Here is a 21,576-nt window from a genome sequence, read left to right as displayed (position 1 = left end):
ATCAGGAGGCGCGCTTCAAAGCAGGCTTATCAAGAAGCAAATCGCCGAAAGTTACGATGGTCGGTCCGGAAAGACGGATGCGCTCGCGCAGGCGGATCGGGTAAAGCCCCTCCGCGCGCTCCTCGACATCGATCACATTCACATCGACAACCAGATTGGCTTTCGCCGCAAGCTTGCCTGCATCTTCAAGCGCCTCAACGGCTTCGGGATGGCGGGCAACCAGCGCGCCGTCGATGGTCTCCTGCCAGGAGCCATCGGCGCCGAGCCACACAGCCTGTCCGTCGATCAGCCGGTTTGCAGTGAGAACTTTTACGATCATTTCCAAACTCCAAACTTTTGTTACCCGCATCCACGGGTTCAGGCTGCAACGGAAACCGGCTTGAGGGCCAGCGCTTCGGCTTTGTCGATTGCGGCACCGGCGACCGCGTCGCCAATGATCACCATGACCGGGCCGGAAAGCTCCTTGCGGTTTTCCAGATCCGGCAAATCCTTGAGCGTGCCGTGAAACAGGCGCTTGTCCTGACGGCTTGCGTTTTCCACCACAGCCACGGCGGTATCTTCATGCAGTCCCGCACCAATCAGACGTGCGGCTACCGATGCGGCGACGGTCGAGCCCATATAGACGGCGATGGTCGCGCCGGAGACGGCAAGCTTTGCCCAGCCCGGCAGTACATCGCCCGTCATGTCATGGCCGGTGGTGAACACCAGCGACGAGGCGACACCGCGCAGCGTCAGCGGCAGCTCCATATCGGCGGCGGCGGCAAAGGCAGAAGTAATGCCCGGCACGATTTCGAAACCGATACCGGCGGCACGCAGCGCCGCCATTTCCTCGCCTGCGCGTCCAAACACCAGCGGATCGCCGGATTTCAGACGCACAACGCGCTTGCCTTCCCGCCCCAGCGAAACCAGCAGGCGGTTAATCTCTTCCTGGCTTTTGGAATGGCAACCCTTGCGCTTGCCGACGGCAAGGCGCTCGGCATCGCGGCGCCCCATAGCGATGACGCCTTCCGGCACCAGCGCATCGTGTACGATCACATCGGCTTCCATCAAAACGCGGTGCGCGCGCAGCGTCAGCAGGTCTTCGGCACCCGGACCGGCACCAACCAGCCAGACATAACCGGCGGCATTGTCGCGTTGCTCGATCAGGTCGCTTGCGGCCTTATAGGCTTCGACGCGGTCGCCATTTTCAATGGCACTGGCAACCCGGCCCGAAAAGAAGCCACGCCAGAAACTGCGGCGTGCCAGACCTTTCGGCAAAGCACGCTCGACCAGCGGACGCCAGCTTTCGGCGAAATGCGCAAGCTCGCCAAGGCGCGGCGAAAAAGCGGCATCGATACGCGCACGGACCATCTGCGCCAGAACCGGGGCGGTTCCTTCCGAACCAATCGCAATCGTCAGCGGCGCACGGTTGACGATGGCAGGCGTCAGGAAATCGCAAAGTGCCGGACGATCAACGACATTGACCGGAACCTTCTGCGTCTTGACCACGGCAGCAACGGCGCGATCCTGCGCTTCATCGCCGGTCGCCACGAAAACAAGCTTTGCGCCCGCGACATGTTCCGGTGCGAAAGGTGCTGCGACATGCTCCGCACCATGGCTTGCGATGAACTCAGCCAGATGGTGTTCTGTTTCTTCGGCCACGATGCGAAGGCGTGCTGAGGTCTGCCCCACGAGGCGCGCCTTGTTCAACGCTTCCTCGCCGCCGCCAACGACGACAACCACCTCTTCCGACACCCGGAAGAAGGCAGGGAAATCAGCCAGCAGACGCTTCTGCGAAAAAGACATGGGCACCATCCTTTGAAGCATTTCCAGCGAAAGCGGATACCGGTTTCGTGTCCGGAAATGCGTCAGGCAACAAGACGGTGCTATTATTCATGGAAGGGCCTTGCTTTATAAGAAACGGGCTTGCGCGCGAAAATCACGGCGAGCATCACTTTTCCTCAAAACAGCCGATTGCGGGATTTTCATTCCCATAAGTGAAGCAAATATACCCTACAATTTTTATAGGATTTACATAGACTTATCGATAGTTGCCGCTGATGAAGAAAGCCGGAACGTGTTTCGGCAAGCGGCGCGGCAGCACGGCGATCAGGTCGAAACGCAGCGACAGGCGGGCATGGTCAGGCTGGCGTTGCAGCCAGAGATCGGCTGCGGCTTCGATACGGCGCATGGCCTGCGGCGTGACGGCGAGGTGCGCGGCCTCCAGACTGCTGCGCGCCTTCACTTCGACGATGAGCACCAGATTGCCCCGCCGGGCGATCAGATCGATTTCGCCGAGACGTGTTCGATAGCGCCGCGCGACAATGCGAAAACCTTTCAAAAGAAGCACGATGGCGGCAAAACGTTCGGCGCTGTGTCCGCGAAAGAAAGCACTGCGCTTTTTCTCGCGGACATCTGTCATCGCTGATCCGATTTCAGTTGCATGAGGCGCTGATAGAGAACCGATTTCTGTCCGCCGGTCATGCGCGCTGCCTCGCCTGCGGCCTTGGATGGCGGCAGTTCGGCGGCAAGCGACAAAAGCAGCTTGTCTATGTCTTCCTCGCTCTGCGGAGCGGCATTGCCCGTCGGCGGGCCGACCAGCAGAACGACCTCGCCGCGAATGCGGTCCTCGCCATCAAATTCCTTCGCCAGTTCGCCCAGCGGCGCAGTGCGAATGGTCTCATAGGCCTTGGTCAGTTCACGACAGAGCGCGCCCAGACGATCCGGCCCGAACACTTCGGCCATTTCGGCCAGCGTCGCCGCTGTCCGGTTTGGCGATTCATAAAACACCAGCGTTGCATCGATGCCCTTGAGGCTTTCGAGCTTCGATTGTTTTTGCCCCTGTTTGGAAGGCAGGAAGCCGCAGAACATGAAGGCGTCGGTCGGCAGGCCGGAAGCGGCAAGTGCGGCTAAAACCGCGGAAGCGCCGGGAATGGGCACGACACGAATACCTGCCTCACGCGCTTCGCCAACCAGACGAAAGCCCGGATCGGAGACGAGCGGCGTGCCCGCATCGGACACCAACGCAACACTTTTGCCCGCTGACAGTGCAGCAATCAGCTTTTCTCCGGCTTCGGCGGCATTGTGTTCGTGATAGCTGATCGGACGGCGGGCAATGCCGTAGCGGTCGAGGAGAACGCGGGTCACGCGGGTGTCCTCGCAGGCCAGAACATCGGCTGCGGCGAGCGTTTCGATGCCGCGCAGCGTCATATCGCCAAGATTGCCGATGGGTGTCGAGACGATATAGAGCGCGGGCTCAAGCGGCCGGGCGCGCATCGTCGTCCCGCCCACCACATATTCCCGTCGCCCCTCGCCTGCTTCTTCAGTCATGGTGAGTCCCTCATGCGGCCAGATCGGCGACCAACGCATCCAGCACCAGCGCACCGTCCGGCGTTGCGCGAATGATGCTACCGCCCATCGGCTCGATCATGCCCTCGGCAATCAGTTTTGCCAGACGCTTCTGATCAACACTCTGGCCTGACAACCGCTTGTAGCGATCCAGATCGATGCCTTCGCGCAGACGAAGCCCCATCATCAGGAACTCATCGCCTTCCTGCCCGCCATCGAGATATTCTTCCTCGATAATGCCGTGGCCACTGCGCTCGACCTTGTCCAGCCAGGTTTCGGGGTGTTTTTCGGTCATGGTGACGGTGCGCACATCGTTTTCCACGAAACGTCCATGCGCGCCCGGACCGATGCCGACATATTGCCCATAACGCCAATAAACGAGATTGTGCTGCGATTCACGTCCCGGCACCGCGTGATTGGAAATCTCATAGGCCGGAAGACCATGCTCTGCCGTCACCCGTTGCGTTTCTTCATAGAGCGCTGCGGCGTGATCCGGTTCGGGCGTGTTCAGCTTTCCGGCCTTCCAGAGATTATAAAACTGCGTGCCTTCCTCGATCGTCAGTTGGTAGAGCGAGAGGTGATCGGCAGCAAGCCCGATGGCTTCCTTCAGTTCCTCGCGCCAGGCCTCGATGGTCTGGTTCGGGCGCGCATAGATAAGATCGAAGGACAGGCGCGGGAAAATCTCACGCGCTAAGCGAATAGCCGCCTTGGCCTCTTCAACCGAGTGCATACGCCCCAAACGGCGCAAATCGGGATCATTCAGCGCCTGAATGCCGAGCGACACGCGATTGACGCCTGCGGCGCGATAACCGCGAAAACGATCAGCCTCCACGCTGGTGGGGTTGGCTTCCAGCGTCACTTCGATGTCGGGCGCGACAGACCAGAAGCCAGCAATTCCATCGAGAAGCGCGCCCACCGTTTCGGGCTGCATCAGCGAGGGCGTACCGCCGCCCAGAAAAATGCTGGTGACCGTGCGCGGGCCGGTGCGTTCGCGCAAGCATTCCATCTCGCGCCGAAAGGCTTCGGAAAAACGCGCCTGATCGACCGGCTTGTGACGCACGTGGCTGTTGAAGTCGCAATATGGGCATTTGGCGAGGCAGAACGGCCAGTGCACATAAACGCCGAACGCATTTTCCCCGTTTGCACGCGCAATAGGAATCGTGCTGACGCCGTCCGCTAACGCCTGTGAAGAGGGAAACAGCTTGTTCATTTCGCGGGAGCCGCTTCCATGTTGAGCTTCTTTTCGGCAAAAAGCTTGAAAGCGCGGGCGCGATGCGACAGGGCTGAAGCATCGCCCGGCTTCCAGCCATGCTTTTCATCGGCGGTCATTTCGCCGAAAGTTTTCTCATAGCCATCAGGCAGGAAAATCGGGTCGAAACCGAAACCGGTATTACCGCGCGGCGGCCAGACAATCGTGCCTTCGACTTCGCCGCGGAAATATTCCGCCTCTCCATCCGGCCAGGCCAGGCAGATGACAGATACAAACCGGGCCTTGCGCTGCTGCGGTTCTACGGCGCCTTTTTTCTGCAGAAAATTTTCGACCTTCTGCATGGCCATATCGAAATCTCGTGTGCCGTCCTCGGTCTCGGCCCAGTTTGCCGTGTAGACCCCCGGATCACCGTCAAGCGCATCGACCATCATGCCGGAATCGTCCGAAAGCGCCGGCAATCCCGTTGCTTCGGCAGCCGCAAGCGCCTTGATATAGGCGTTTTCTTCAAACGTGGTGCCGGTCTCGTCCGGCTCAGGCAGGCCAAGGGCGGCAACTGAACTGACCTCGAAACCGAACGGGCCGATCAGTCCGTCGAACTCCTTCAGCTTGCCCGCATTGTGCGAAGCGACGATCAGCTTGCCCTGTTCCAGTTTTCTCATTTTCAATTCCATAGTTTGGGTTCGGCAATCTCCAGCGAATTGCCGGATGGATCGCGGAAATAAATCGAATGCGCGCCATTGGGCCAATCGAACTCGGCCTCTATCGCTATGCCATGTTTGGCCAGATGGCTGCGCCAGCCTTCCATCTCCTCACGGCTTGCGGCAAAACAGACATGACCGGGCCCGCTGGTGCCATGGGCCGGCACGGGCAAATGTCCGGGGAGCGGCGGTTTCAATGTTTCCTCCGCCTTGAACAGAAGCAATATGCCCTCTCCGCAGCGGAAAAATGCATTGCGCTCGCTGACTTTCCCAACCGGCTCCAGTCCCATCGTTCCTTGATAGAACTCTATCGCTTCGGCGACATCGCGGACATAGAGCGCAGTTTCAAGAATGCGGGCGGCACGCATAAATTTTTCCCTCGATTGCAACGCGCCCGACACACGGTGTGTCGAGATTCCGGTCATGGCTAGCCGAAAATGGTGATCTTTGAGACCCGGAGCGGAGTGTACTTAAAGTACGTGAGCACCGGAAGCGAAAAGAACGCCGTTTGCGGGCCGCCAGGGCCGGAATAATGGCGGACGGTCAGGCTACGGCCATCTTCTGCAAGGACACCAGACGATCAATGCCGCCGCGTGCAAGCTTCATCAAGCTGGCGAACTCTTCTTCCGAAAAAGGTGCGCCTTCCGCCGTTCCCTGAATCTCTACGATCCCGCCCTTGCCGGTCATCACGAAATTGCTGTCGGTTTCGGCGACAGAATCTTCCGCATAGTCCAGATCGAGCACCGGCTCGCCCTCGTAGATACCGCAGGAAATTGCGGCGATATGGTCTTTCAGAACCTTCTCGACGCGCACCATCTGGCGCGCTTCCATCCAGCGCAGGCATTCATGAAGCGCCACCCAGCCGCCGGTGATAGCCGCCGTGCGGGTGCCGCCATCGGCCTGGATGACGTCGCAGTCCACGGTGATCTGCACTTCGCCGAGCGCCTGCATGTCCACGACAGCGCGCAAGGACCGCCCGATCAGGCGCTGGATTTCCTGCGTGCGGCCACCCTGCTTGCCGGCTGCGGCCTCGCGGCGCATGCGATCGCCGGTAGAGCGCGGCAGCATGCCGTATTCCGCCGTGACCCAGCCCTTGCCCGTATTGCGCATCCAGCCCGGCACCTTTTCCTCAAGGCTTGCGGTGCACAATACATGCGTATCGCCAAACTTGACGAGGCAGGAACCTTCAGCATGTTTGGAGATGCCGCGTTCGAAAGATACGGCACGCATTTCGTCAGCCGCACGCTTGGATGGACGCATAGGGAATTCCTCGATTCATTTTCCGGTGCGGCTTTTTAGGCTTCCCACACACAAATAGAAAGGCGCTCTGCCCGAAAAACCGACAGAGATGTTGAGAGGTCTGTCAGGATAGTACTAAACCCTTTGACGCTTTGTCTGGCGACCTTATATTCGGCCTATGCCATTCGTAAAGTTTGCGACCATAATATGATGAAAACGCCGGAACACCAGCTTCTGAGTTCGCTCGACCAGCGTTCGCGTGATATTTTTCGGTTGATCGTGGAAACCTATCTCAACGATGGCGATCCGCTCGGCTCACGCAATCTGTCACGATTGCTGCCGCATACGCTTTCGCCTGCGACCATCCGCAACGTGATGAGCGATCTGGAGCATCTGGGCCTCATCTATGCACCGCATGTTTCGGCCGGACGCCTACCCACGCAAATCGGACTGCGCTTTTTTGTCGACGCATTTCTGGAAGTGGGCGATCTGCCGCCGGAGGAACGCTCCTCCATTGAAGCGCAGGTTCGCTCTGCGGGTACAAACAATTCGGTTGAAAGCGTCCTGACGGAAGCAAGCCAGGTCCTTTCAGGCCTGTCGCGCGGCGCGGGCCTCGTGCTTGCCACCAAGGCGGAAGGCGCGCTGAAACATATCGAATTCGTTCGTCTCGAGCCGACCCGGGCGCTTGCGGTTCTGGTCATGCAGAATGGCGATGTCGAAAACCGCGTGGTCAATCTGCCGGTCGGCATCAGCAATTCGCAGCTGGTCGAGGCATCGAATTTTCTCAACGCGCATATTCACGGCCACACGCTTTCCGAAGCCAAGGCGGAACTGGAAAAACTGACGGAAGAAACGCGGCAGGAACTCGACCAGCTGTCGCAGGAACTGGTTGCCCAGGGGCTGGCGGTCTGGAGCGGAGCCGGAACGGATCAACCGGCGCGGCTGATTGTGCGCGGGCGCGCCAATCTTCTGGAAAACATCCATGCGCAGGAAGATATAGAGCGCCTGCGCCATCTCTTCGATGACCTCGAAACCAAGGACGGCATGGTCCAGCTTCTGGACCTCGCCGAGGCCGGTTCGGGTGTCCGCATTTTCATCGGGTCGGAGAACAAGCTTTTCTCCCTTTCCGGCTCGTCGCTGGTAGTCGCCCCCTATCGTGACAGCGAGCAAAGGGTTATCGGTGCCCTCGGTGTCATAGGGCCGACGCGACTCAATTATGCGCGGATCGTTCCCATGGTTGACTATACTGCCCAGATCGTGTCCCGGCTTCTGCGGTAGCTGTCAGACTTTCCGGGGATGGCCGAGGCTCGGAAAATAGACCTTGATTTTATTGGCTTGAAACTCGATATCCGCCCCAACAGATAGAACGGTTCCCACTTTGACAAAAGCGTTGGCCCCACTCTATCTATCTATTTGTTCTTCGCATTATCCTCTGCAAAAGGCTCACGCACTTTTGCTGGAAATGCCCTATTCAAGACGGAAGTAGCATCATGGCTGACGAAAAAGACAAATCCAAGAACCCCGATCTTGAGCAGCGCGATATCAACAATCCCCGGGATCGTGAGGCGCTCAACCGCGCTGCCGACGAATTTCTGAAGGCGCGCAAGGCCGAAGCCCGAGCAGAAGCTGCCGAGGACGAAGCCGAAGCGGAAGTGGACGAAACCGCGAACCGGATTGCCATGCTCGAAGCGGACAATGGCGAGCTGAAAGACCAGCTGCTGCGTGCTGCAGCCGAAATGGAAAACCTGCGCAAGCGCACCCAGCGCGACGTACAGGATGCGCGCACCTATGCCGTGACCAACTTCGCCCGCGACATGCTTTCGGTTTCCGACAATCTGGGCCGCGCACTCGAGGCTATTCCTGCCGATGCTCTGGAAACCGATGCCAGCCTGAAGTCGCTCGCAGACGGCGTAGAAATGACCAAACGCGCCATGCTGCACGCTCTGGAACGCCACGGCGTCAAGAAGCTGGAACCGGAAGGCCAGAAGTTTGATCCGAATTTCCATCAGGCCATGTTCGAAGTACCGAATGCGGATTTGCCGAACAATACCGTCGTGCAGGTCGTGCAGGACGGTTATGCCATCGGCGACCGTGTTCTGCGCCCGGCTATGGTCGGCGTTTCCAAGGGTGGCCCAAAGGCAACCGCCGATAACGGTGCCGCCGCTCCCGAAGGCAATGCCTGAACTGATAGATAACCAATGAAATCTGGAGCGGCAGCTTTGTCTGCCGCTCTTTTTTATCAGCGGTTCAGTTTCCAATACTGCCGAGCCCGCGGCGACTGACCATTTTCAAGGCGGGATGCGTCAGCACCTCAGTACCTTGGAATAACTTGCATATTGCTATTGGAGCGAACCGGTGAAAGGTTGTCACAGGATGTGTGGAGGAGACCGGCTGCGTGACGATTCCTGAGTTTTTGAACTTCGCAGGCGTTTTCGTTTTCGCTGCGACCGGCGCTCTTGCCGCTTCGCGTCGCCAGCTCGACATTATCGGTTTTCTGTTCCTTGCCAATATTACCGGCATCGGTGGCGGGACCTTTCGCGATCTTGTCCTCGGCGCGCCGGTCTTCTGGGTTGTCGAACCCGTCTATCTCCTTGCCGGAACGCTGGCGGCGATTGTCGTCTATTTCACCGCGCACATGGTCGAATCCCGCTATCGCGTCCTGCTCTGGCTCGATGCCATTGGCATGGCCGCCTATACGGTATTGGGTGCAGCCAAGGGATTGGCGCTCGGTTTCGGGCCGTCCGTTGCCGTTGTGACAGGCATTTCCACGGCCACGCTCGGCGGCATCTTGCGCGATATGGTGGCTGGCGAGCCTTCCGTGCTGATGCGCCGTGAAATCTATGTGACGGCTTCGCTCGCCGGGGCTTGCCTCTATGTCCTGCTGGCCTGGCTGCATGTCGAACCAGCCATATGCGCCCTCGCAGCGGCTTCGACCGCCTTTGTCATTCGTGGTGGCGCACTTTATTTCGGCTGGACGCTGCCCGTCTATAAAAGCCGCCCCGGACGCACCGAAGAAGAACTTCAGCGCGACCGGATAATCAGGCCGGAATAAGCCTTATACCAGCCCGGCTTGGCTTGCAGCGGCCTGCAGGCTGAGCTGCGGACGCGGCCCCATCTGCTGGATGATAAGCCCTGCCGCCAGCGAACCGAGGCGGGCGCAATCTTCCAGCGAACGGTCGTTCGTATAGCCGTACAGGAAACCGGCGGCGTAAAGATCGCCCGCGCCCGTCGTGTCGACCAACGCATCGATTTCGATGGCGGGAACGGTCAAGGTCTGGTCAGGCGTGACCACGACCGCGCCTTTTTCCGAACGGGTGATGATTGAAAGCGCACAATCCATACGCATGGAGGCGATCGCAGTTTCAAGCGACTTTGTCTTGTAGAGCGACCGGGCCTCGTCCTCATTGGCGAAAACAATATCGACCGTGCGCGAGCGCATGAGTTCCAGAAACTCCTCGCGATACCGGTCCACGCAGAACGGATCGGAAAGCGTCATCGCCATCTGACGATTTTTCTCATGCGCAATCTTCGAGGCCATGACAATGGCTTCCTTGGCACGCGGCGGGTCCCACAGATAGCCTTCGAAATAGGTCACCTTCGCATCCGATACCTTGGAGGTTTCAACATCCTCCGGTCCAAGTTCCACGCAGGCGCCGAGATAGGTATTCATCGAGCGCTCGCCGTCCGGCGTCACGAAAATCATGGAGCGGGCGGTTGGCGATCCTTTTTCCAACGGGCGGGTATCGAAGGCAACGCCCTGCGCGCGGATATCATGCGCGAAAACACGGCCCAGATGGTCGGTCGCCACCTTGCCGAAATAGGCGGAGCGACCACCAAGGCTCGCCACACCGGCTGCCGTGTTTCCGGCGCTGCCGCCGGACATTTCCGTCGCCGGCCCCGCTATCCGGCTATAAAGCAATTCGGCCCGCTCCGCATCGATCAGGTTCATCGCGCCTTTGACGATACCGTTTGTTTCCAGAAAAGAGTCATCGGTACGCGAAAGAATATCGACAATGGCATTGCCGATGCAAAGAACGTCGAATGTGGCCATGAGCGCGAGAAGCTCCCCTTTTGATTGGTCTCCTGTCCGCGTGAAGCAGATCGGTCACGTGCGTGCCGGTTTAGCCGTTTGCAATCCCTTTGGCTACCCTACAGGCTTCCGTAACGTGATCATGCGGGTTGCTTCGGAAGAGAGGCATACCTATTTCCATCTTTGTCCACAGTCGAAATCGGGGCGAAAATGATCCTGGATGCTGCCTTGAAGGCTCTGAAGCGCCTGACCACACCGGAATTGCGTGCAGTTTTCTGGAAAACACTCGGATTGACCCTTCTGCTGCTGGTCGGCCTGTGGGCCGCCGTTCGTCAAATCTTTTTTACTTTTGCGTGGCCGTGGATGGAGCAGATATTGCCCGGCATGCCGGATTGGGCAGGCTGGCTCGGCATCGTCGCCGCCATCGTTGCGGGTCTTGGCCTGGCGCTTGTGCTCGCATTGATGATTGCGCCGGTCACCGCACTTGTAGCGGGCCTGTTTCTCGATGATGTCGCCGAAGTGGTCGAACGCGAGGACTATCCGAACGATCCGCCGGGCACGCCCTTGGCGATCGCCCGCTCCGTTGTCGTTTCACTGAAATTTCTCGGCATCGTCATCATCGGCAATATCGTCGCCTTGCTGATGCTGTTCATACCCGGCATCAACCTGATCGCCTTCTTCGTCATCAATGCCTATCTGCTCGGGCGGGAATTCTTCGAGTTTGCGGCCATGCGCTATCGGTCAGAAGCCGAGGCGAAGGCGCTACGGTCACATTATGGCGTGACGGTCTTTCTGGCCGGGCTGCTGATTGCAGGCTTCATGGCGATCCCCATCGTCAACCTTCTCACCCCGCTTTTTGCGGCAACCATGATGGTCCATCTGCACAAGGCGATCTCACGGCGCGAAAGCAAGCTCACGCCTGCGGCGGCAAGGGGATAAGCGGCGCAGGAACATCGCAGGTTTTCGCAGGATATTTGCAGATATCCGCAATCACGCATTTTTCGCATTCGGGCTTGCGCGCTTTGCAAACATAACGCCCATGCAGGATGAGCCAGTGGTGCGCATGAAGCATGTATTCCTCAGGGATGACCCGGACCAGAATGGCCTCCACAGCCTCCGGCGTCTTGCCCGGCGCAAGACCGATCCGGTTGCCTATGCGCAGAATATGCGTGTCCACCGCCATGGTCGGCTGACCGAAAGCCATGTTGAGCACCACATTGGCCGTCTTGCGGCCAACGCCCGGCAATTTCACCAGTTCGTCCCGGTCGCCGGGAACTTCGCCGCCATGATCACGGATCAGGGCTTCGGACAGAAGGATGACGTTTTTTGCCTTGTTGCGCCAAAGACCGATGGTACGGATATAGTCGCCGACTTTCTCCTCGCCGAGCGCCAGCATTTTCTGCGGCGTATCGGCGACAGCAAAGAGCCCCCGCGTTGCCTTGTTGACGCCCGCGTCGGTGGCCTGTGCCGACAGGACGACGGCGACAAGAAGCGTGAAAGCATTCACATGCTCAAGCTCGCCCTTCGGCTCCGGTCTCTGGATGGAGAAGCGGCGGAATATCTCGTGAATTTCATCCGCCGTATAAAGTGTACCTCGCACCCGGCGTTGAGACCGGGCGGCGGGAGATGTGTTCACGGGCGATTTGATTTTGGCCTTTTCCATTCCGCCTCTATACTGGTTTCCCTATCGACAAAACAATCAGCAGCTTGACGCAGGCCCGTCACAGCCCTGCAAGATGATCTGAAACGATGCACCATCCAGACGGCGCGGAACCCGACCGGTTCGACAAACCCATTTTTGAGGCCCTGCTCACGCCCTATCGTTCGCTGGGACGGACGGGCTTTACCGTGCTGATGGGAGCCCTGATCGGTTGCTGGATGTTTGTGGGAATTCTTTTCTGGTCCATCGGGGCTTGGCCCATCTTCGGGTTTTTCGGCCTCGATGTTCTGCTTATCTATCTGGCTTTTCGCTGGAATTATCGCGCCGCCCGGGCGCGCGAGGAAATCTCCGTGTCCCGTTCCGCCTTGCATATCCGCAAATATGCTGCATCCGGCAAGTTGACTGCCCATCGCTTCAATCCATTCTGGACACGGTTCAAGGTAGCGCGAAAGCCGGACATAGGGATCACCGGCATGAGTGTCGAGAGCCGCGAAAAGAGCGTCGCCATCGGCAAGTTTCTCAATCCCGATGATCGTGAGAGCTTCGCAACGGCCTTTGGCGCAGCGCTCGCCGAAGCTCGTCGATAACACCACTCCTAATATTTCCGGGTATCTTGGGCCAGAACTTCATCTTACGATGGAGTGAAGGAATACGGATTGGCCCTTGAAGTCAGGCTTTTCACAAGCCATATCAGTTACCGAAGAGATATGCCGTAAGGGTTCTCTTCGTAACGGTCGCTTCTCATCAAGGACTGATGCAATGACAAGAATGACACCGTTTTCGAGCCCTCTGCTGCTCGGATTCGACACGATGGAAAAGACGCTGGAACGGATCGCGAAATCCGGCGACGGTTATCCGCCCTATAATATCGAACGCCTGCGTGGCGAGACGGGTTCTGAACGCCTGCGCATCACTCTGGCGGTGGCGGGATTTTCCAGCGACGACCTCGAAGTCATGACGGAAGACAATCAACTCGTCATCCGCGGACGTCAGACCGACGATACCGAACGGGAATTTCTGCATCGCGGCATCGCTGCCCGGCAGTTCCAGCGCGTTTTCGTCCTGGCAGACGGCATGCGGGTTCTCGGTTGTGATCTGAAGAATGGTCTATTGGCCATTGATCTCGATCGTCCGGAACCGGAGCGGCTGATCAAACGAATCAACATAGCGGTGAAAGACTGAGACTGTTTAGTTTTTATTCAGCACAATCCCGCTATATTGAAAAATGCGAAGCTCTGAAGCGGCATGGTCGCAAATGACGTGCCGACGAAATGGAGGCTAAGACCATGAACAGACAGATATTCACCGAAAACGAATTCGCCCATCTCGGCGAGGGTGAAGTTGCCTATGTGCGCAAGATCCGTTCTGATGACCTTGCCCGCAGCTTCCCTGCCCTTCCACCGATCGAGCCGGGCCTGGAACTCTGGGCACTCTTCGGCGCCAGCGGCGAGCCGATCGTGCTCTCCGATGTTCGCGCCACCGCGCTGCAGGGCGCACAGGAGCACGAACTGCGCACGGTGATGCTGCATTAGGAACGGGATACCGGCCATCGCCGGTATCATATTCCGCACAGGTTAATTGTCGGAACCTTTCGGCGCAAGCGCCGCAGACCCTCTTGAGGCGGATATTGCTTCTGCCTGCAGTGTTTCCCTTCACTTGCCCGTCATTGCGAGCAAACAATAAAACCGCCGTTCAAGCTGAACGGCGGTTTTATTTACGAGAAACTATTTGAACTCAGGCCGCGTTGGAAGCGGGCTGAGCGGTCAGGAATGAATAAAGCGCCTGCGCGTCATGCGTGCCGCGCAATTTGGCAACAGTATCTGCGTCGCGCAGCATACGGGCGATGCGCGAGAGAGCCTTGAGATGATCCGCGCCGGCATTTTCCGGCGCGAGAAGCAGAAAAACAAGATCGACAGGCTGATCGTCCAGCGCCTCGAAATCGACCGGGGTTTCCAGACGAGCGAAGATTCCGGCTATTTTGTTGATGTTCGCCAGCTTGCCGTGCGGAATGGCAACGCCATTCCCCACCCCGGTGGAACCGAGGCGTTCACGCTGGAGAATTGTTTCGAAAACTTCGCGCTCAGGGAGACCGGTCAGTTCCGCAGCCTTCTCAGACAGAATCTGCAAAAGCTGCTTTTTGGAGCTGGCTTTCAGCGCAGGGATAATCGCCCCTGGCTGAATCAGATCACTAAGATCCATTCTCTCCGTTCCTTCTTCAATCAGGCCTTTGAGGCCCGGTTTTGGGAAGCGCACGCGGCCGCCAATCGCGGTCCGCTGCGTGCGCTTCAGGTTTGCCGTCAGGCGCGGGGCGCGGCCTGGCGGGTGACCATCGATGGATCGACCCAGCCGATATTGCCGTCCGCCCGACGGTAGACGATATTAACTTCATCATTGCCGGCATTGCGGAATACCAGAACCGGGTTCTCGATCAGATCCAGTTCCACGACCGCCGACGCCACCGACATGGTGCGCAGGGCGACGGACGATTCCGCAACGATTGTCGGCGCGTAATCCGCCGGAAGATCCTCCTCTTCCTCCGGCAGGGGTGCCATAACACGATATGCAACGTCATCATAGATCGCATCCGGCTGCGTGGCAGGACGTGACTTCAGACGACGCTTGTAGCGGCGAAGGCGGGTTTCGATCTTGTCCGCCGCCGCTTCGAAAGCCAGTTGCGGATCCTGCGCCTCGCCAGTGCTCTGCAGCGTTGCACCGCTATCGAGATGCAGAGTGCAATCCGCACTGAAACGCGAACCGGACTTGGTGACCGTAACCTGTCCGGAAAAGCCATGATCGAAATATTTGCCGACAGCCTCGTTGACCCGATCGACAATCCGGGTCGTGAAAGCTTCACCGACGTCCATATGCTTTCCAGATACACGCAGAGTCATTTGGCACACCTCATTTGCGTTACACCACAGGACTCAGTCTAATCACAAGGCGAGCGAAGCGCAAAGCGAACCGGCATCAAACATGCTTTTCGTCCTGTGCGTTTCCTACCAGCTTCCTGGCGCAGACAAGCTTCTCAGGCGAACTCTCCGGCGAGGCGTTGAAACACCTTCCGAAAAGCCTTTGAAGTCGTGGCTGTTTCAAGAAAACGCCCCTTGACGGGATGGTTGCCGCACATTTCTCTTACGTAACGCTCCGCTAACTGCCCACTTTCGGGATTGCCCTGGAACGTCACATTGTCCTTCCTTCAAACATATGAACAATCGCAATTTCTTCCAGAAATTACGGATTCTCAAACATTCCCCGCATAAATTCGCTGGAAACGTCAACCCATGCCTTCTCCCAAAACCGGTTCCCAGCCATGGAGACATGCTTCAATTCTGCCTTGACGCGCTTTCGGCATAAAAACTGGGGTTGTTTTTACGGGCAGCACGTCAAGTCACGCTGACGACTTGTCGTGAAACCCGGAAAACCAAGGCTTCAATCGCGGGCCGCAGCGCGAGCGGGCTTCTATTGGTTGAATTGGCGCTTGTCAATTGGCCCTCTTGCCAGCTCGTCGTCTTGCAAGGGCGATCTTTCCACAAATGGAGATCGAATTTTTCTGAACGAGCAGCCTACCAAATCCAAAATTTTAGAGCGTCCCTCCACAATTCCCATACGGGAATGAGCCTGAGATACAGCCAATGGACCGGAACAGTCCCCCCACAGAACAATGCCTGGAACCGTTCTGACCGGCAATCAGGAAACCGACAGTCTCGCCTTCTTTTCCCGCCTGCGTTGTACCGATGAGGCAATATTCATCGATTCCCGGTATTTTGCGACCGTTCTACGCGCAATATCCACACCGTCCTTTTTCAGGGCGTCCACGATGGCGTCGTCGGACAGCACGTCATCGGCCTTTTCGGCGTCGATCATCTGACGGATACGGTGTCGCACGCTTTCGGATGAATGGGCATCGCCACCTTCGGATGAAGCAATCGAGGCCGTAAAGAAATAGCGCAGCTCAAACACGCCGCGCGGCGTGGCCATGAACTTGTTCGCGGTGACGCGGCTGATGGTGGATTCATGCATGCCGACCGCATCCGCGACGTTGCGCAGATTGAGCGGCTTCAAATGGGCTACCCCGTGGCGCAGAAAACCGTCCTGCTGGCGCACGATTTCCTGCGTGACCTTGAGGATGGTGCGGGCGCGCTGATCCAGGCTGCGCACAAGCCAGTTCGCGGTCTGCATGCAGTCCGAGAGAAACGCCTTTTCCTCAGCTTTTACCGAGGCGCTGACCTCGGCATAATATTCATTGTTGACAATAAGGCGCGGCATGGCCGCGGCATTCAACTCGATAGCCCATCCGCCATCCAGCGACGGCGTCACCAGCACATCCGGCACTATGGCATCAGCGACGGAAACCTCAAAGGATGCGCCTGGTTTGGGATCAAGCATGCGGATTTCAGTCAGCATATCGAGAATATCGGACTGATCGACACCGCACAGTTTCTTGAGCGTCGCGAAATCCCGCCGCGCCAGAAGATCGAGATTATCGATCAAAGCTTCCATGGCCGGATCGAACCGATCCTTGAGGCGCAGCTGTATCGCCAGGCACTCCCGCAGGTCACGAGCGAAAAGGCCATGTGGATCAAAGGTTTGCATTACGCCAAGCACACGCTCGATTTCGACCGTTTCCACGCCCAGATTCTGGGCGAGCCCCACAATATCGACACGCAGATAGCCGCTCTCGTCCAGCGCGTCGGCAAGCGCGGTTGCGATGAACCGGTCCATCGTTGCGAAAAAAGTCAGCGCGATCTGTTCCGCCACATGCTCGCCTAGCGAAATCCGGCTTGCCGTGACCTGGTCGATGTCATAGGCGCTCGCTGAAACATATCCGTCGCCGCCGACGGATTTCCATTGCGCGGCGAGATCAGGCCCGATTTCATCGGAGCGCCCCGGATCGTCGGGGAAGATGTTCTCAAGTGAACTGTCGAAGGCCGAAGAAAGGCTCTCCGCATCGTCGGAGACTTCCGTCCTGAACCAGTCGTCCTCCGATGCGCGGGGCTCTAGCTCTCCCTCGCCGGCTCCTCCTTCGTCGCGCACGGAATCCGGGTCCGCAAAATCATCATTCGCTGCCTCGATTCGGTCCAGAAGTGGATTTTTTTCGATTTCGGTGTCGAGAAACTGTTCCAGCTCCACATGCGTCATCTGCAGCAGTCTTATCGACTGCATCAACTGGGGGGTCATCACCAGCGATTGCGACTGACGGAAATCGAGCTTGGGCGACAGAGCCATGCGACGTGTTATTCTCCCCGGTTTACCCCTGCCGACCTCCACGGACCGCATGTTCAGGCCGAACAGGATGAAAACTGGTATGAACCTTGCTTGTCAATTCAGAATGCGCGTTTTTCAAGCAAAAGGGAAATTAGTCGCGGAAGGACGGGGCGAGTTTGGAAACGCGGCCATTTCGCGCCGCCCAAATGATGATGCTTAAAACGTGGAAATTTGGAGCTTCGACCTGACTTCAATCAGATCGAAACGCGCTCTAAAGAGTGAACTGGTCGCCCAGATAAAGCCTGCGCACATCCGGATTGGCGACGATTTCGGCAGGACGGCCATGCGTCAGCACCTGACCGGCGTGAATAATGTAAGCGCGGTCGATAAGGCCGAGCGTTTCACGCACATTGTGGTCGGTGATCAGGACGCCGATGCCCCGGCTCGTCAGATGGCGAACAAGTTGCTGAATATCCGAAACGGCAATTGGATCGACGCCCGCAAAAGGCTCATCAAGCAGCATGAAGTTTGGGCGTGATGCCAGCGCACGGGCAATTTCGAGACGGCGACGTTCGCCGCCCGAAAGCGAAATGGCAGGGGCCTTGCGCAGATGGGCGATGTGAAACTCTTCCAGAAGCGCATCCAGTTCAGACGCCCGCTTGGACCGATCTTTCTCCACCACTTCCAGCACGGCCTTGATGTTGTTTTCCACCGAAAGGCCCCGGAAAATCGAAGCTTCCTGCGGCAGATAGCCAATGCCAAGACGCGAACGGCGATACATCGGCATCGATGTGACGTCGAAACCGTCGATCTCGATGGAGCCCGCATCCGCCGGAACGAGGCCGGTCACCATATAGAAACAGGTGGTCTTGCCTGCACCGTTCGGTCCCAGAATACCGACCGCCTCGCCTGCACGCACGCCGAACGACACGCCATTGACGACCTGACGTCCGCGATAGCTCTTGCAGAGACCGCGTGCCACCAGCGTACCTTTAAGACGCGTCGACTTACCCGGCTGGCCCGGCATGGCTCCGGCGACATCGGACGGTGCGTTCACATTTTGCGATGCGTCTTGCGGCCCATCGGCCTTCTTGTTCCAGAACAATCCCACGCCCGCTCCGGTCAGTTCTGCTTGGGCGCAGCACCGCCCTGCTGTTGATCTTTCGGAGCCATGATGATCGATACCCGACCCTTGGACTGTCCCTTGCAGCTTTCGACATTGGCGCGTCCCGTATCAAGATGCGCGGTCAGCTTGCAGCCGGTCACGACATTGTCGCCATCGGTCAGGACAACTTTCTGTCCCTGGAGAACCATCACCTGATTTTTGGCGTCATAACGGCCGGTATCGCCGGTCGCGACCTGCGTACCAGACTTGAGATAAACTTTTCCCGAGATGTCGATGTGATCGATGCTCGATGAATCAAGGCCACCGACGCCAGCACTTGCCGGTTCAGGCGCCTGCGCATTATCGTCTTTCTTGGCCTTGTTGTAATAGACGGTCATCTGGCCTGCCTTCAGCAGGGCATCACCCTGCGAAACGGCAACATTGCCGGTGAAGACGGCAACGCCTTCCTTGTCGCGCATTTCCAGCTTGTCAGCGTCGATCTTGACGGGAGCCTTGCTGTTGGAAAGCTTCAGGCCGTTCACAGCCGCACCCTCCTGCGCCAGAGAGGCTGCCGGAGCCGCGACAAGCCCAAGCGCCAGAATTGCAAATCCCATCCGCAAAGTGCGGGCCATCGTACCCTTGTTCATCCTGCCCGTCTCGCGTTCCATATATCACCAGCTCCCCGAAGCATTCGACCATTCCTGGGCCGACATGCGGTCAGACGCAACATTAAGCACTTTGCGTCCAAATGGGAACATTCGGCATCGCAAAATGCGATCAAAAAAGCGGTTTAGAGCCTGTAGCATTCCGACTGCATCAGAATCACGCTCTAACAATTTGTTTTCGAGCACGTTTCAATCCGAAAACCGGTTTCGGAACGTACTCAAGCGTCCGTGCGGATATGAACCGGCCCGAACGCTTCCCCTATCCTCAAATCAGGCTTCCTTTTCAGGGAGCCTTGTTGGGCGAAACAACGCTGCCGTCAACAGTCATTCGGACCTTGTTCTCGAAAATCAGAACCTTGCCGTTGTCCTTGACCTGCATGCTGTCCGCCAGAATATGCGTGCTGCCGCTGCGGATGTCGACGGGCTTGTCGGTGGTGATCTGCCCGCTCTTGAGATTCACGTCCGCAGAATGCATCACTGCACGCAAACCGTCATCCGTGGTAACAGTAAAGTCCTTATCAAGTTGCAAACGTCCATTGGCATTGTCATAGACACCGGACGTTGCCTCGACCTTGGCCATGCCTTTTTCACCAACCGGCAACTCGGCGGAAATGCCTTCGAGCGAAATAGCTCCGCTGTTCTTCGCATCCTGCGTCGCCTTGGAAGCGGTCATCGAATAGGGGCGGTTGTCCTTGGTATATCCATTGAGGTGCGGGCTTGTCATGACAAGCTTGCCGCTTTCCCCGCCATTATTCACTTCCACCTTTATGGGCGTGTTCGGCGTCGCAAGAAATGTATACCATGAGAAAACAGCCGCCACGATAACAGCGGCCACCGGCAGCGCGGTCTTCAAGACGCGAACACGGACCGAATGGCGTTGCGCCGCATGGAAAAGCGCCTCGGCCTTCTCCGACGCCCCAAAACGCATGCCACCTTTGCCGCGACTTTGGACAGTCACGTTCTGCGGCGCATGGCTAGGTGTCGTGTCGGCGGTCATGTCGCGTTCAGTTCCTCAATGCTTTCTTAGAATTCAATAATCGGCGCGCCTATGTCGCGCTTTTTCATTTCAATAAGGTTTATTTGGGGTGAAATAGACGGTCGCTCAATAGCTTCATACCGCACAAAACACCGCACCCGCCTCCCAACGGGGCAGCAGGAACGGTTTATGCCTTTGATAATTCAACCCAATTCGCACTTTACCAAATTTGGTAGAATGCTAATCAACTCTTTGATACCACAAAACCTGTCCAAATTACAGCAGTGCGCAATGCTGCCTTGGGCGGCCAGCCCACGTGATAAGATTCTGTCGGTGTTTCATGCAATATCTAACTCGGGCACTATCTTTAGCCGGACCAAGTTGTCGAAGATACTTGCCGCATGCCTCCATTCGAGGCAAAAGGTGAATTGCCGGTGCGCGAACAGCGCCACTAACAAACGGATGGACGGGAATGGCTCAAGACGCCGAAGCAATCATCGAACGCCGGAAATTGCGCAGAAAGCTGACGATCTGGCGTGGAGCTTTCCTGCTTCTGATTGCAGCCCTGATTGCCGTGTTTGCTTCATGGTCCATGCGCGGCACCAATTTCAGCCAGCCACATATTGCCAAGGTTCGCATCGAAGGCACCATCTTCGAGAATGAAGAATTGCTGAAGCGCCTCGACAAGATCGCCAAGGACGATGCCGTCAAAGGTGTGATTCTGGTTCTCGATTCGCCGGGCGGAACGACGGTTGGCGGCGAAGCGATTTTCGAAGCCGTGCGCAAGATTGCCGAGAAAAAGCCGGTCGTGACCCAAGTGGGCACGCTTGCCGCCTCCGCGGGCTATATGATTGCCAGCGCATCCGATCACATCATCGCGCGACAGACATCCATAGTCGGCTCCATCGGGGTTCTGTTTCAATATCCAGACGTCTCGAAGCTGCTCGATACGATCGGCGTGAAGGTCGAAACCATCAAATCCTCGCCGCTCAAGGCGGAACCCAACTATTTCAGCCCCGCCAGCGACGAAGCCAAGGGAATGATCCGCAACATGATCATGGATTCCTACGCCTGGTTCGTGGATATTGTCGAAAAACGCCGTTCATTTACGCATGAACAGGCGCTGGCGCTTGCCAATGGCGCTGTTTTTACCGGACGGCAGGCATTGGATAAAAAGCTGATCGACGGGCTGGGCGGTGAAGAAGAAGCCGTCGCCTGGCTTGCCGGCAAAGGGCTTTCCAAGGATTTGCCGCGCCTGGAATGGAAGCCGGTCAGCAGTGAAACGGGTTTTTCGCTGCGCGATCTTATCATTCATGCCGGTGCGCGCCTTATCGGCGTGCCGCAGGAAGCCGATGGCATGTTGAAGCAGATTGCCAAGGAACGCATCTTTCTTGACGGACTTCTTTCGGTTTGGCACGTTGACGGTACGCCTGAAGCGAATTGACGCCGTCCGGGCAAACG

Annotated in this window: 24 protein-coding genes; 8 read left to right on the top strand and 16 right to left on the bottom strand. The window is 57.6% G+C overall.

Features of this window, described 5'->3' with window-relative positions; translation table 11 throughout:
* Position 1: 1 nt before the first annotated feature.
* The 8 genes from J9800_RS11295 to rph form a co-directional block, all read right to left on the bottom strand.
* A complete protein-coding gene (locus J9800_RS11295) occupies positions 2-319 on the bottom strand; it encodes a DUF2849 domain-containing protein (RefSeq protein WP_114214279.1) in 318 nt (105 codons plus the stop codon).
* 38 nt (positions 320-357) lie between these two features.
* On the bottom strand, positions 358-1,794 hold the full coding sequence (gene cysG / locus J9800_RS11290; protein WP_114214280.1) for a siroheme synthase CysG: 1,437 nt from the start codon (positions 1,792-1,794) through the stop codon (positions 358-360).
* A gap of 226 nt (positions 1,795-2,020) precedes the next feature.
* Positions 2,021-2,401, bottom strand: coding sequence for a YraN family protein (locus J9800_RS11285; RefSeq protein ID WP_114214281.1), 381 nt, complete (start codon positions 2,399-2,401; stop codon positions 2,021-2,023).
* The gene (gene rsmI / locus J9800_RS11280; protein ID WP_114214282.1) at positions 2,398-3,309 is read right to left on the bottom strand and encodes a 16S rRNA (cytidine(1402)-2'-O)-methyltransferase; all 912 of its coding nucleotides are present in this window, start codon (positions 3,307-3,309) and stop codon (positions 2,398-2,400) included. The genes J9800_RS11285 and rsmI overlap by 4 nt, the downstream gene beginning before the upstream one ends.
* 10 nt (positions 3,310-3,319) lie before the next feature.
* Entirely contained in the window at positions 3,320-4,537 is a 1,218-nt protein-coding gene (gene hemW / locus J9800_RS11275) for a radical SAM family heme chaperone HemW (RefSeq protein WP_112589327.1), read from the bottom strand.
* Positions 4,534-5,196: an RdgB/HAM1 family non-canonical purine NTP pyrophosphatase gene (gene rdgB / locus J9800_RS11270; RefSeq protein WP_114214283.1), complete on the bottom strand. Its 663-nt coding sequence runs from the start codon at positions 5,194-5,196 to the stop codon at positions 4,534-4,536. Before rdgB ends, hemW begins: the two co-directional genes overlap by 4 nt.
* A 2-nt stretch (positions 5,197-5,198) precedes the next feature.
* Positions 5,199-5,603, bottom strand: coding sequence for a VOC family protein (locus tag J9800_RS11265; RefSeq protein WP_114214284.1), 405 nt, complete (start codon positions 5,601-5,603; stop codon positions 5,199-5,201).
* A 175-nt stretch (positions 5,604-5,778) separates the two neighbouring features.
* Entirely contained in the window at positions 5,779-6,495 is a 717-nt protein-coding gene (rph, locus tag J9800_RS11260) for a ribonuclease PH (protein WP_006465898.1), read from the bottom strand.
* A gap of 186 nt (positions 6,496-6,681) precedes the next feature.
* Between rph and hrcA the strand changes: the two genes are divergently transcribed.
* The 3 genes from hrcA to J9800_RS11245 all read left to right on the top strand — a co-directional run bounded on the left by hrcA (position 6,682) and on the right by J9800_RS11245 (position 9,526).
* Positions 6,682-7,752, top strand: coding sequence for a heat-inducible transcriptional repressor HrcA (gene hrcA / locus J9800_RS11255; protein WP_112589333.1), 1,071 nt, complete (start codon positions 6,682-6,684; stop codon positions 7,750-7,752).
* 212 nt (positions 7,753-7,964) lie between these two features.
* Complete coding sequence (gene grpE, locus J9800_RS11250) at positions 7,965-8,657, top strand: nucleotide exchange factor GrpE (protein ID WP_114214285.1); 693 nt, start codon at positions 7,965-7,967, stop codon at positions 8,655-8,657.
* A 212-nt stretch (positions 8,658-8,869) separates the two neighbouring features.
* Positions 8,870-9,526: a trimeric intracellular cation channel family protein gene (locus J9800_RS11245; RefSeq protein ID WP_112589382.1), complete on the top strand. Its 657-nt coding sequence runs from the start codon at positions 8,870-8,872 to the stop codon at positions 9,524-9,526.
* A gap of 3 nt (positions 9,527-9,529) precedes the next feature.
* Here the strand turns inward: J9800_RS11245 and J9800_RS11240 are convergent, their stop codons facing one another.
* Positions 9,530-10,525, bottom strand: coding sequence for an adenosine kinase (locus J9800_RS11240; protein ID WP_112589337.1), 996 nt, complete (start codon positions 10,523-10,525; stop codon positions 9,530-9,532).
* 189 nt (positions 10,526-10,714) lie between these two features.
* Between J9800_RS11240 and J9800_RS11235 the strand changes: the two genes are divergently transcribed.
* Positions 10,715-11,443 carry a sulfate transporter family protein gene (locus J9800_RS11235; RefSeq protein ID WP_114214628.1) on the top strand — a complete coding sequence of 243 codons (729 nt, stop codon included), beginning with the start codon at positions 10,715-10,717 and terminating at the stop codon, positions 11,441-11,443.
* On the opposite strand, the gene nth is transcribed toward J9800_RS11235, so the two are convergent.
* Positions 11,418-12,167: an endonuclease III gene (nth, locus tag J9800_RS11230; protein WP_114214286.1), complete on the bottom strand. Its 750-nt coding sequence runs from the start codon at positions 12,165-12,167 to the stop codon at positions 11,418-11,420. The two genes, J9800_RS11235 and nth, sit on opposite strands and share 26 nt — an antisense overlap.
* Before the next feature lie 86 nt (positions 12,168-12,253).
* On the opposite strand from nth, the gene J9800_RS11225 reads away from it, so the two are divergent.
* The 3 genes from J9800_RS11225 (at position 12,254) to J9800_RS11215 (ending at position 13,696) form a co-directional block, all read left to right on the top strand.
* Positions 12,254-12,751 carry a DUF2244 domain-containing protein gene (locus J9800_RS11225; protein WP_114214287.1) on the top strand — a complete coding sequence of 166 codons (498 nt, stop codon included), beginning with the start codon at positions 12,254-12,256 and terminating at the stop codon, positions 12,749-12,751.
* A gap of 172 nt (positions 12,752-12,923) precedes the next feature.
* Entirely contained in the window at positions 12,924-13,346 is a 423-nt protein-coding gene (locus J9800_RS11220; RefSeq protein WP_006470903.1) for an Hsp20 family protein, read from the top strand.
* A 104-nt stretch (positions 13,347-13,450) separates the two neighbouring features.
* Complete coding sequence (locus J9800_RS11215; RefSeq protein WP_006470904.1) at positions 13,451-13,696, top strand: BQ00720 family protein; 246 nt, start codon at positions 13,451-13,453, stop codon at positions 13,694-13,696.
* Positions 13,697-13,898: 202 nt separating this feature from the next.
* On the opposite strand, the gene ptsN is transcribed toward J9800_RS11215, so the two are convergent.
* The 6 genes from ptsN to lptC form a co-directional block, all read right to left on the bottom strand.
* Complete coding sequence (gene ptsN / locus J9800_RS11210) at positions 13,899-14,363, bottom strand: PTS IIA-like nitrogen regulatory protein PtsN (protein WP_006465889.1); 465 nt, start codon at positions 14,361-14,363, stop codon at positions 13,899-13,901.
* Positions 14,364-14,461: 98 nt separating this feature from the next.
* Entirely contained in the window at positions 14,462-15,055 is a 594-nt protein-coding gene (hpf, locus tag J9800_RS11205) for a ribosome hibernation-promoting factor, HPF/YfiA family (RefSeq protein ID WP_114214288.1), read from the bottom strand.
* Between the two features lie 796 nt (positions 15,056-15,851).
* Positions 15,852-17,390, bottom strand: a complete 1,539-nt coding sequence (gene rpoN, locus J9800_RS11200; protein WP_114214289.1) for an RNA polymerase factor sigma-54 — start codon at positions 17,388-17,390, stop codon at positions 15,852-15,854.
* A gap of 250 nt (positions 17,391-17,640) precedes the next feature.
* Complete coding sequence (gene lptB / locus J9800_RS11195; RefSeq protein WP_010658003.1) at positions 17,641-18,480, bottom strand: LPS export ABC transporter ATP-binding protein; 840 nt, start codon at positions 18,478-18,480, stop codon at positions 17,641-17,643.
* Positions 18,481-18,491: 11 nt separating this feature from the next.
* On the bottom strand, positions 18,492-19,142 hold the full coding sequence (locus tag J9800_RS11190) for an LptA/OstA family protein (protein ID WP_114214291.1): 651 nt from the start codon (positions 19,140-19,142) through the stop codon (positions 18,492-18,494).
* 280 nt (positions 19,143-19,422) lie between these two features.
* Positions 19,423-20,136, bottom strand: a complete 714-nt coding sequence (gene lptC, locus J9800_RS11185; protein WP_112589352.1) for an LPS export ABC transporter periplasmic protein LptC — start codon at positions 20,134-20,136, stop codon at positions 19,423-19,425.
* A 451-nt stretch (positions 20,137-20,587) separates the two neighbouring features.
* Between lptC and sppA the strand changes: the two genes are divergently transcribed.
* Entirely contained in the window at positions 20,588-21,559 is a 972-nt protein-coding gene (sppA, locus tag J9800_RS11180) for a signal peptide peptidase SppA (protein ID WP_114214292.1), read from the top strand.
* Positions 21,560-21,576: the final 17 nt, after the last annotated feature.

The sequence above is a fragment of the Ochrobactrum sp. AP1BH01-1 genome (genome assembly GCF_018066705.1).
Classification (GTDB): domain Bacteria; phylum Pseudomonadota; class Alphaproteobacteria; order Rhizobiales; family Rhizobiaceae; genus Brucella.
This window is presented reverse-complemented; position numbering and strand designations above follow the sequence as displayed.

What these genes read in the sequence shown, in the direction of transcription:
- grpE (WP_114214285.1), top strand. Translation starts at nt 7,965, where the DNA reads ATGGCTGACGAAAAAGACAAATCCAAGAACCCCGATCTTGAGCAGCGC.
- J9800_RS11240 (WP_112589337.1), bottom strand. Translation starts at nt 10,525, where the DNA reads ATGGCCACATTCGACGTTCTTTGCATCGGCAATGCCATTGTCGATATT.
- J9800_RS11265 (WP_114214284.1), bottom strand. Translation starts at nt 5,603, where the DNA reads ATGCGTGCCGCCCGCATTCTTGAAACTGCGCTCTATGTCCGCGATGTC.
- J9800_RS11215 (WP_006470904.1), top strand. Translation starts at nt 13,451, where the DNA reads ATGAACAGACAGATATTCACCGAAAACGAATTCGCCCATCTCGGCGAG.
- lptC (WP_112589352.1), bottom strand. Translation starts at nt 20,136, where the DNA reads ATGACCGCCGACACGACACCTAGCCATGCGCCGCAGAACGTGACTGTC.
- J9800_RS11225 (WP_114214287.1), top strand. Translation starts at nt 12,254, where the DNA reads ATGCACCATCCAGACGGCGCGGAACCCGACCGGTTCGACAAACCCATT.
- J9800_RS11295 (WP_114214279.1), bottom strand. Translation starts at nt 319, where the DNA reads ATGATCGTAAAAGTTCTCACTGCAAACCGGCTGATCGACGGACAGGCT.
- cysG (WP_114214280.1), bottom strand. Translation starts at nt 1,794, where the DNA reads ATGGTGCCCATGTCTTTTTCGCAGAAGCGTCTGCTGGCTGATTTCCCT.
- hrcA (WP_112589333.1), top strand. Translation starts at nt 6,682, where the DNA reads ATGATGAAAACGCCGGAACACCAGCTTCTGAGTTCGCTCGACCAGCGT.
- J9800_RS11220 (WP_006470903.1), top strand. Translation starts at nt 12,924, where the DNA reads ATGACAAGAATGACACCGTTTTCGAGCCCTCTGCTGCTCGGATTCGAC.
- rsmI (WP_114214282.1), bottom strand. Translation starts at nt 3,309, where the DNA reads ATGACTGAAGAAGCAGGCGAGGGGCGACGGGAATATGTGGTGGGCGGG.
- nth (WP_114214286.1), bottom strand. Translation starts at nt 12,167, where the DNA reads ATGGAAAAGGCCAAAATCAAATCGCCCGTGAACACATCTCCCGCCGCC.
- J9800_RS11285 (WP_114214281.1), bottom strand. Translation starts at nt 2,401, where the DNA reads ATGACAGATGTCCGCGAGAAAAAGCGCAGTGCTTTCTTTCGCGGACAC.
- rpoN (WP_114214289.1), bottom strand. Translation starts at nt 17,390, where the DNA reads ATGGCTCTGTCGCCCAAGCTCGATTTCCGTCAGTCGCAATCGCTGGTG.
- rph (WP_006465898.1), bottom strand. Translation starts at nt 6,495, where the DNA reads ATGCGTCCATCCAAGCGTGCGGCTGACGAAATGCGTGCCGTATCTTTC.
- J9800_RS11190 (WP_114214291.1), bottom strand. Translation starts at nt 19,142, where the DNA reads ATGGAACGCGAGACGGGCAGGATGAACAAGGGTACGATGGCCCGCACT.
- J9800_RS11235 (WP_114214628.1), top strand. Translation starts at nt 10,715, where the DNA reads ATGATCCTGGATGCTGCCTTGAAGGCTCTGAAGCGCCTGACCACACCG.
- hemW (WP_112589327.1), bottom strand. Translation starts at nt 4,537, where the DNA reads ATGAACAAGCTGTTTCCCTCTTCACAGGCGTTAGCGGACGGCGTCAGC.
- hpf (WP_114214288.1), bottom strand. Translation starts at nt 15,055, where the DNA reads ATGACTCTGCGTGTATCTGGAAAGCATATGGACGTCGGTGAAGCTTTC.
- ptsN (WP_006465889.1), bottom strand. Translation starts at nt 14,363, where the DNA reads ATGGATCTTAGTGATCTGATTCAGCCAGGGGCGATTATCCCTGCGCTG.
- rdgB (WP_114214283.1), bottom strand. Translation starts at nt 5,196, where the DNA reads ATGAGAAAACTGGAACAGGGCAAGCTGATCGTCGCTTCGCACAATGCG.
- sppA (WP_114214292.1), top strand. Translation starts at nt 20,588, where the DNA reads ATGGCTCAAGACGCCGAAGCAATCATCGAACGCCGGAAATTGCGCAGA.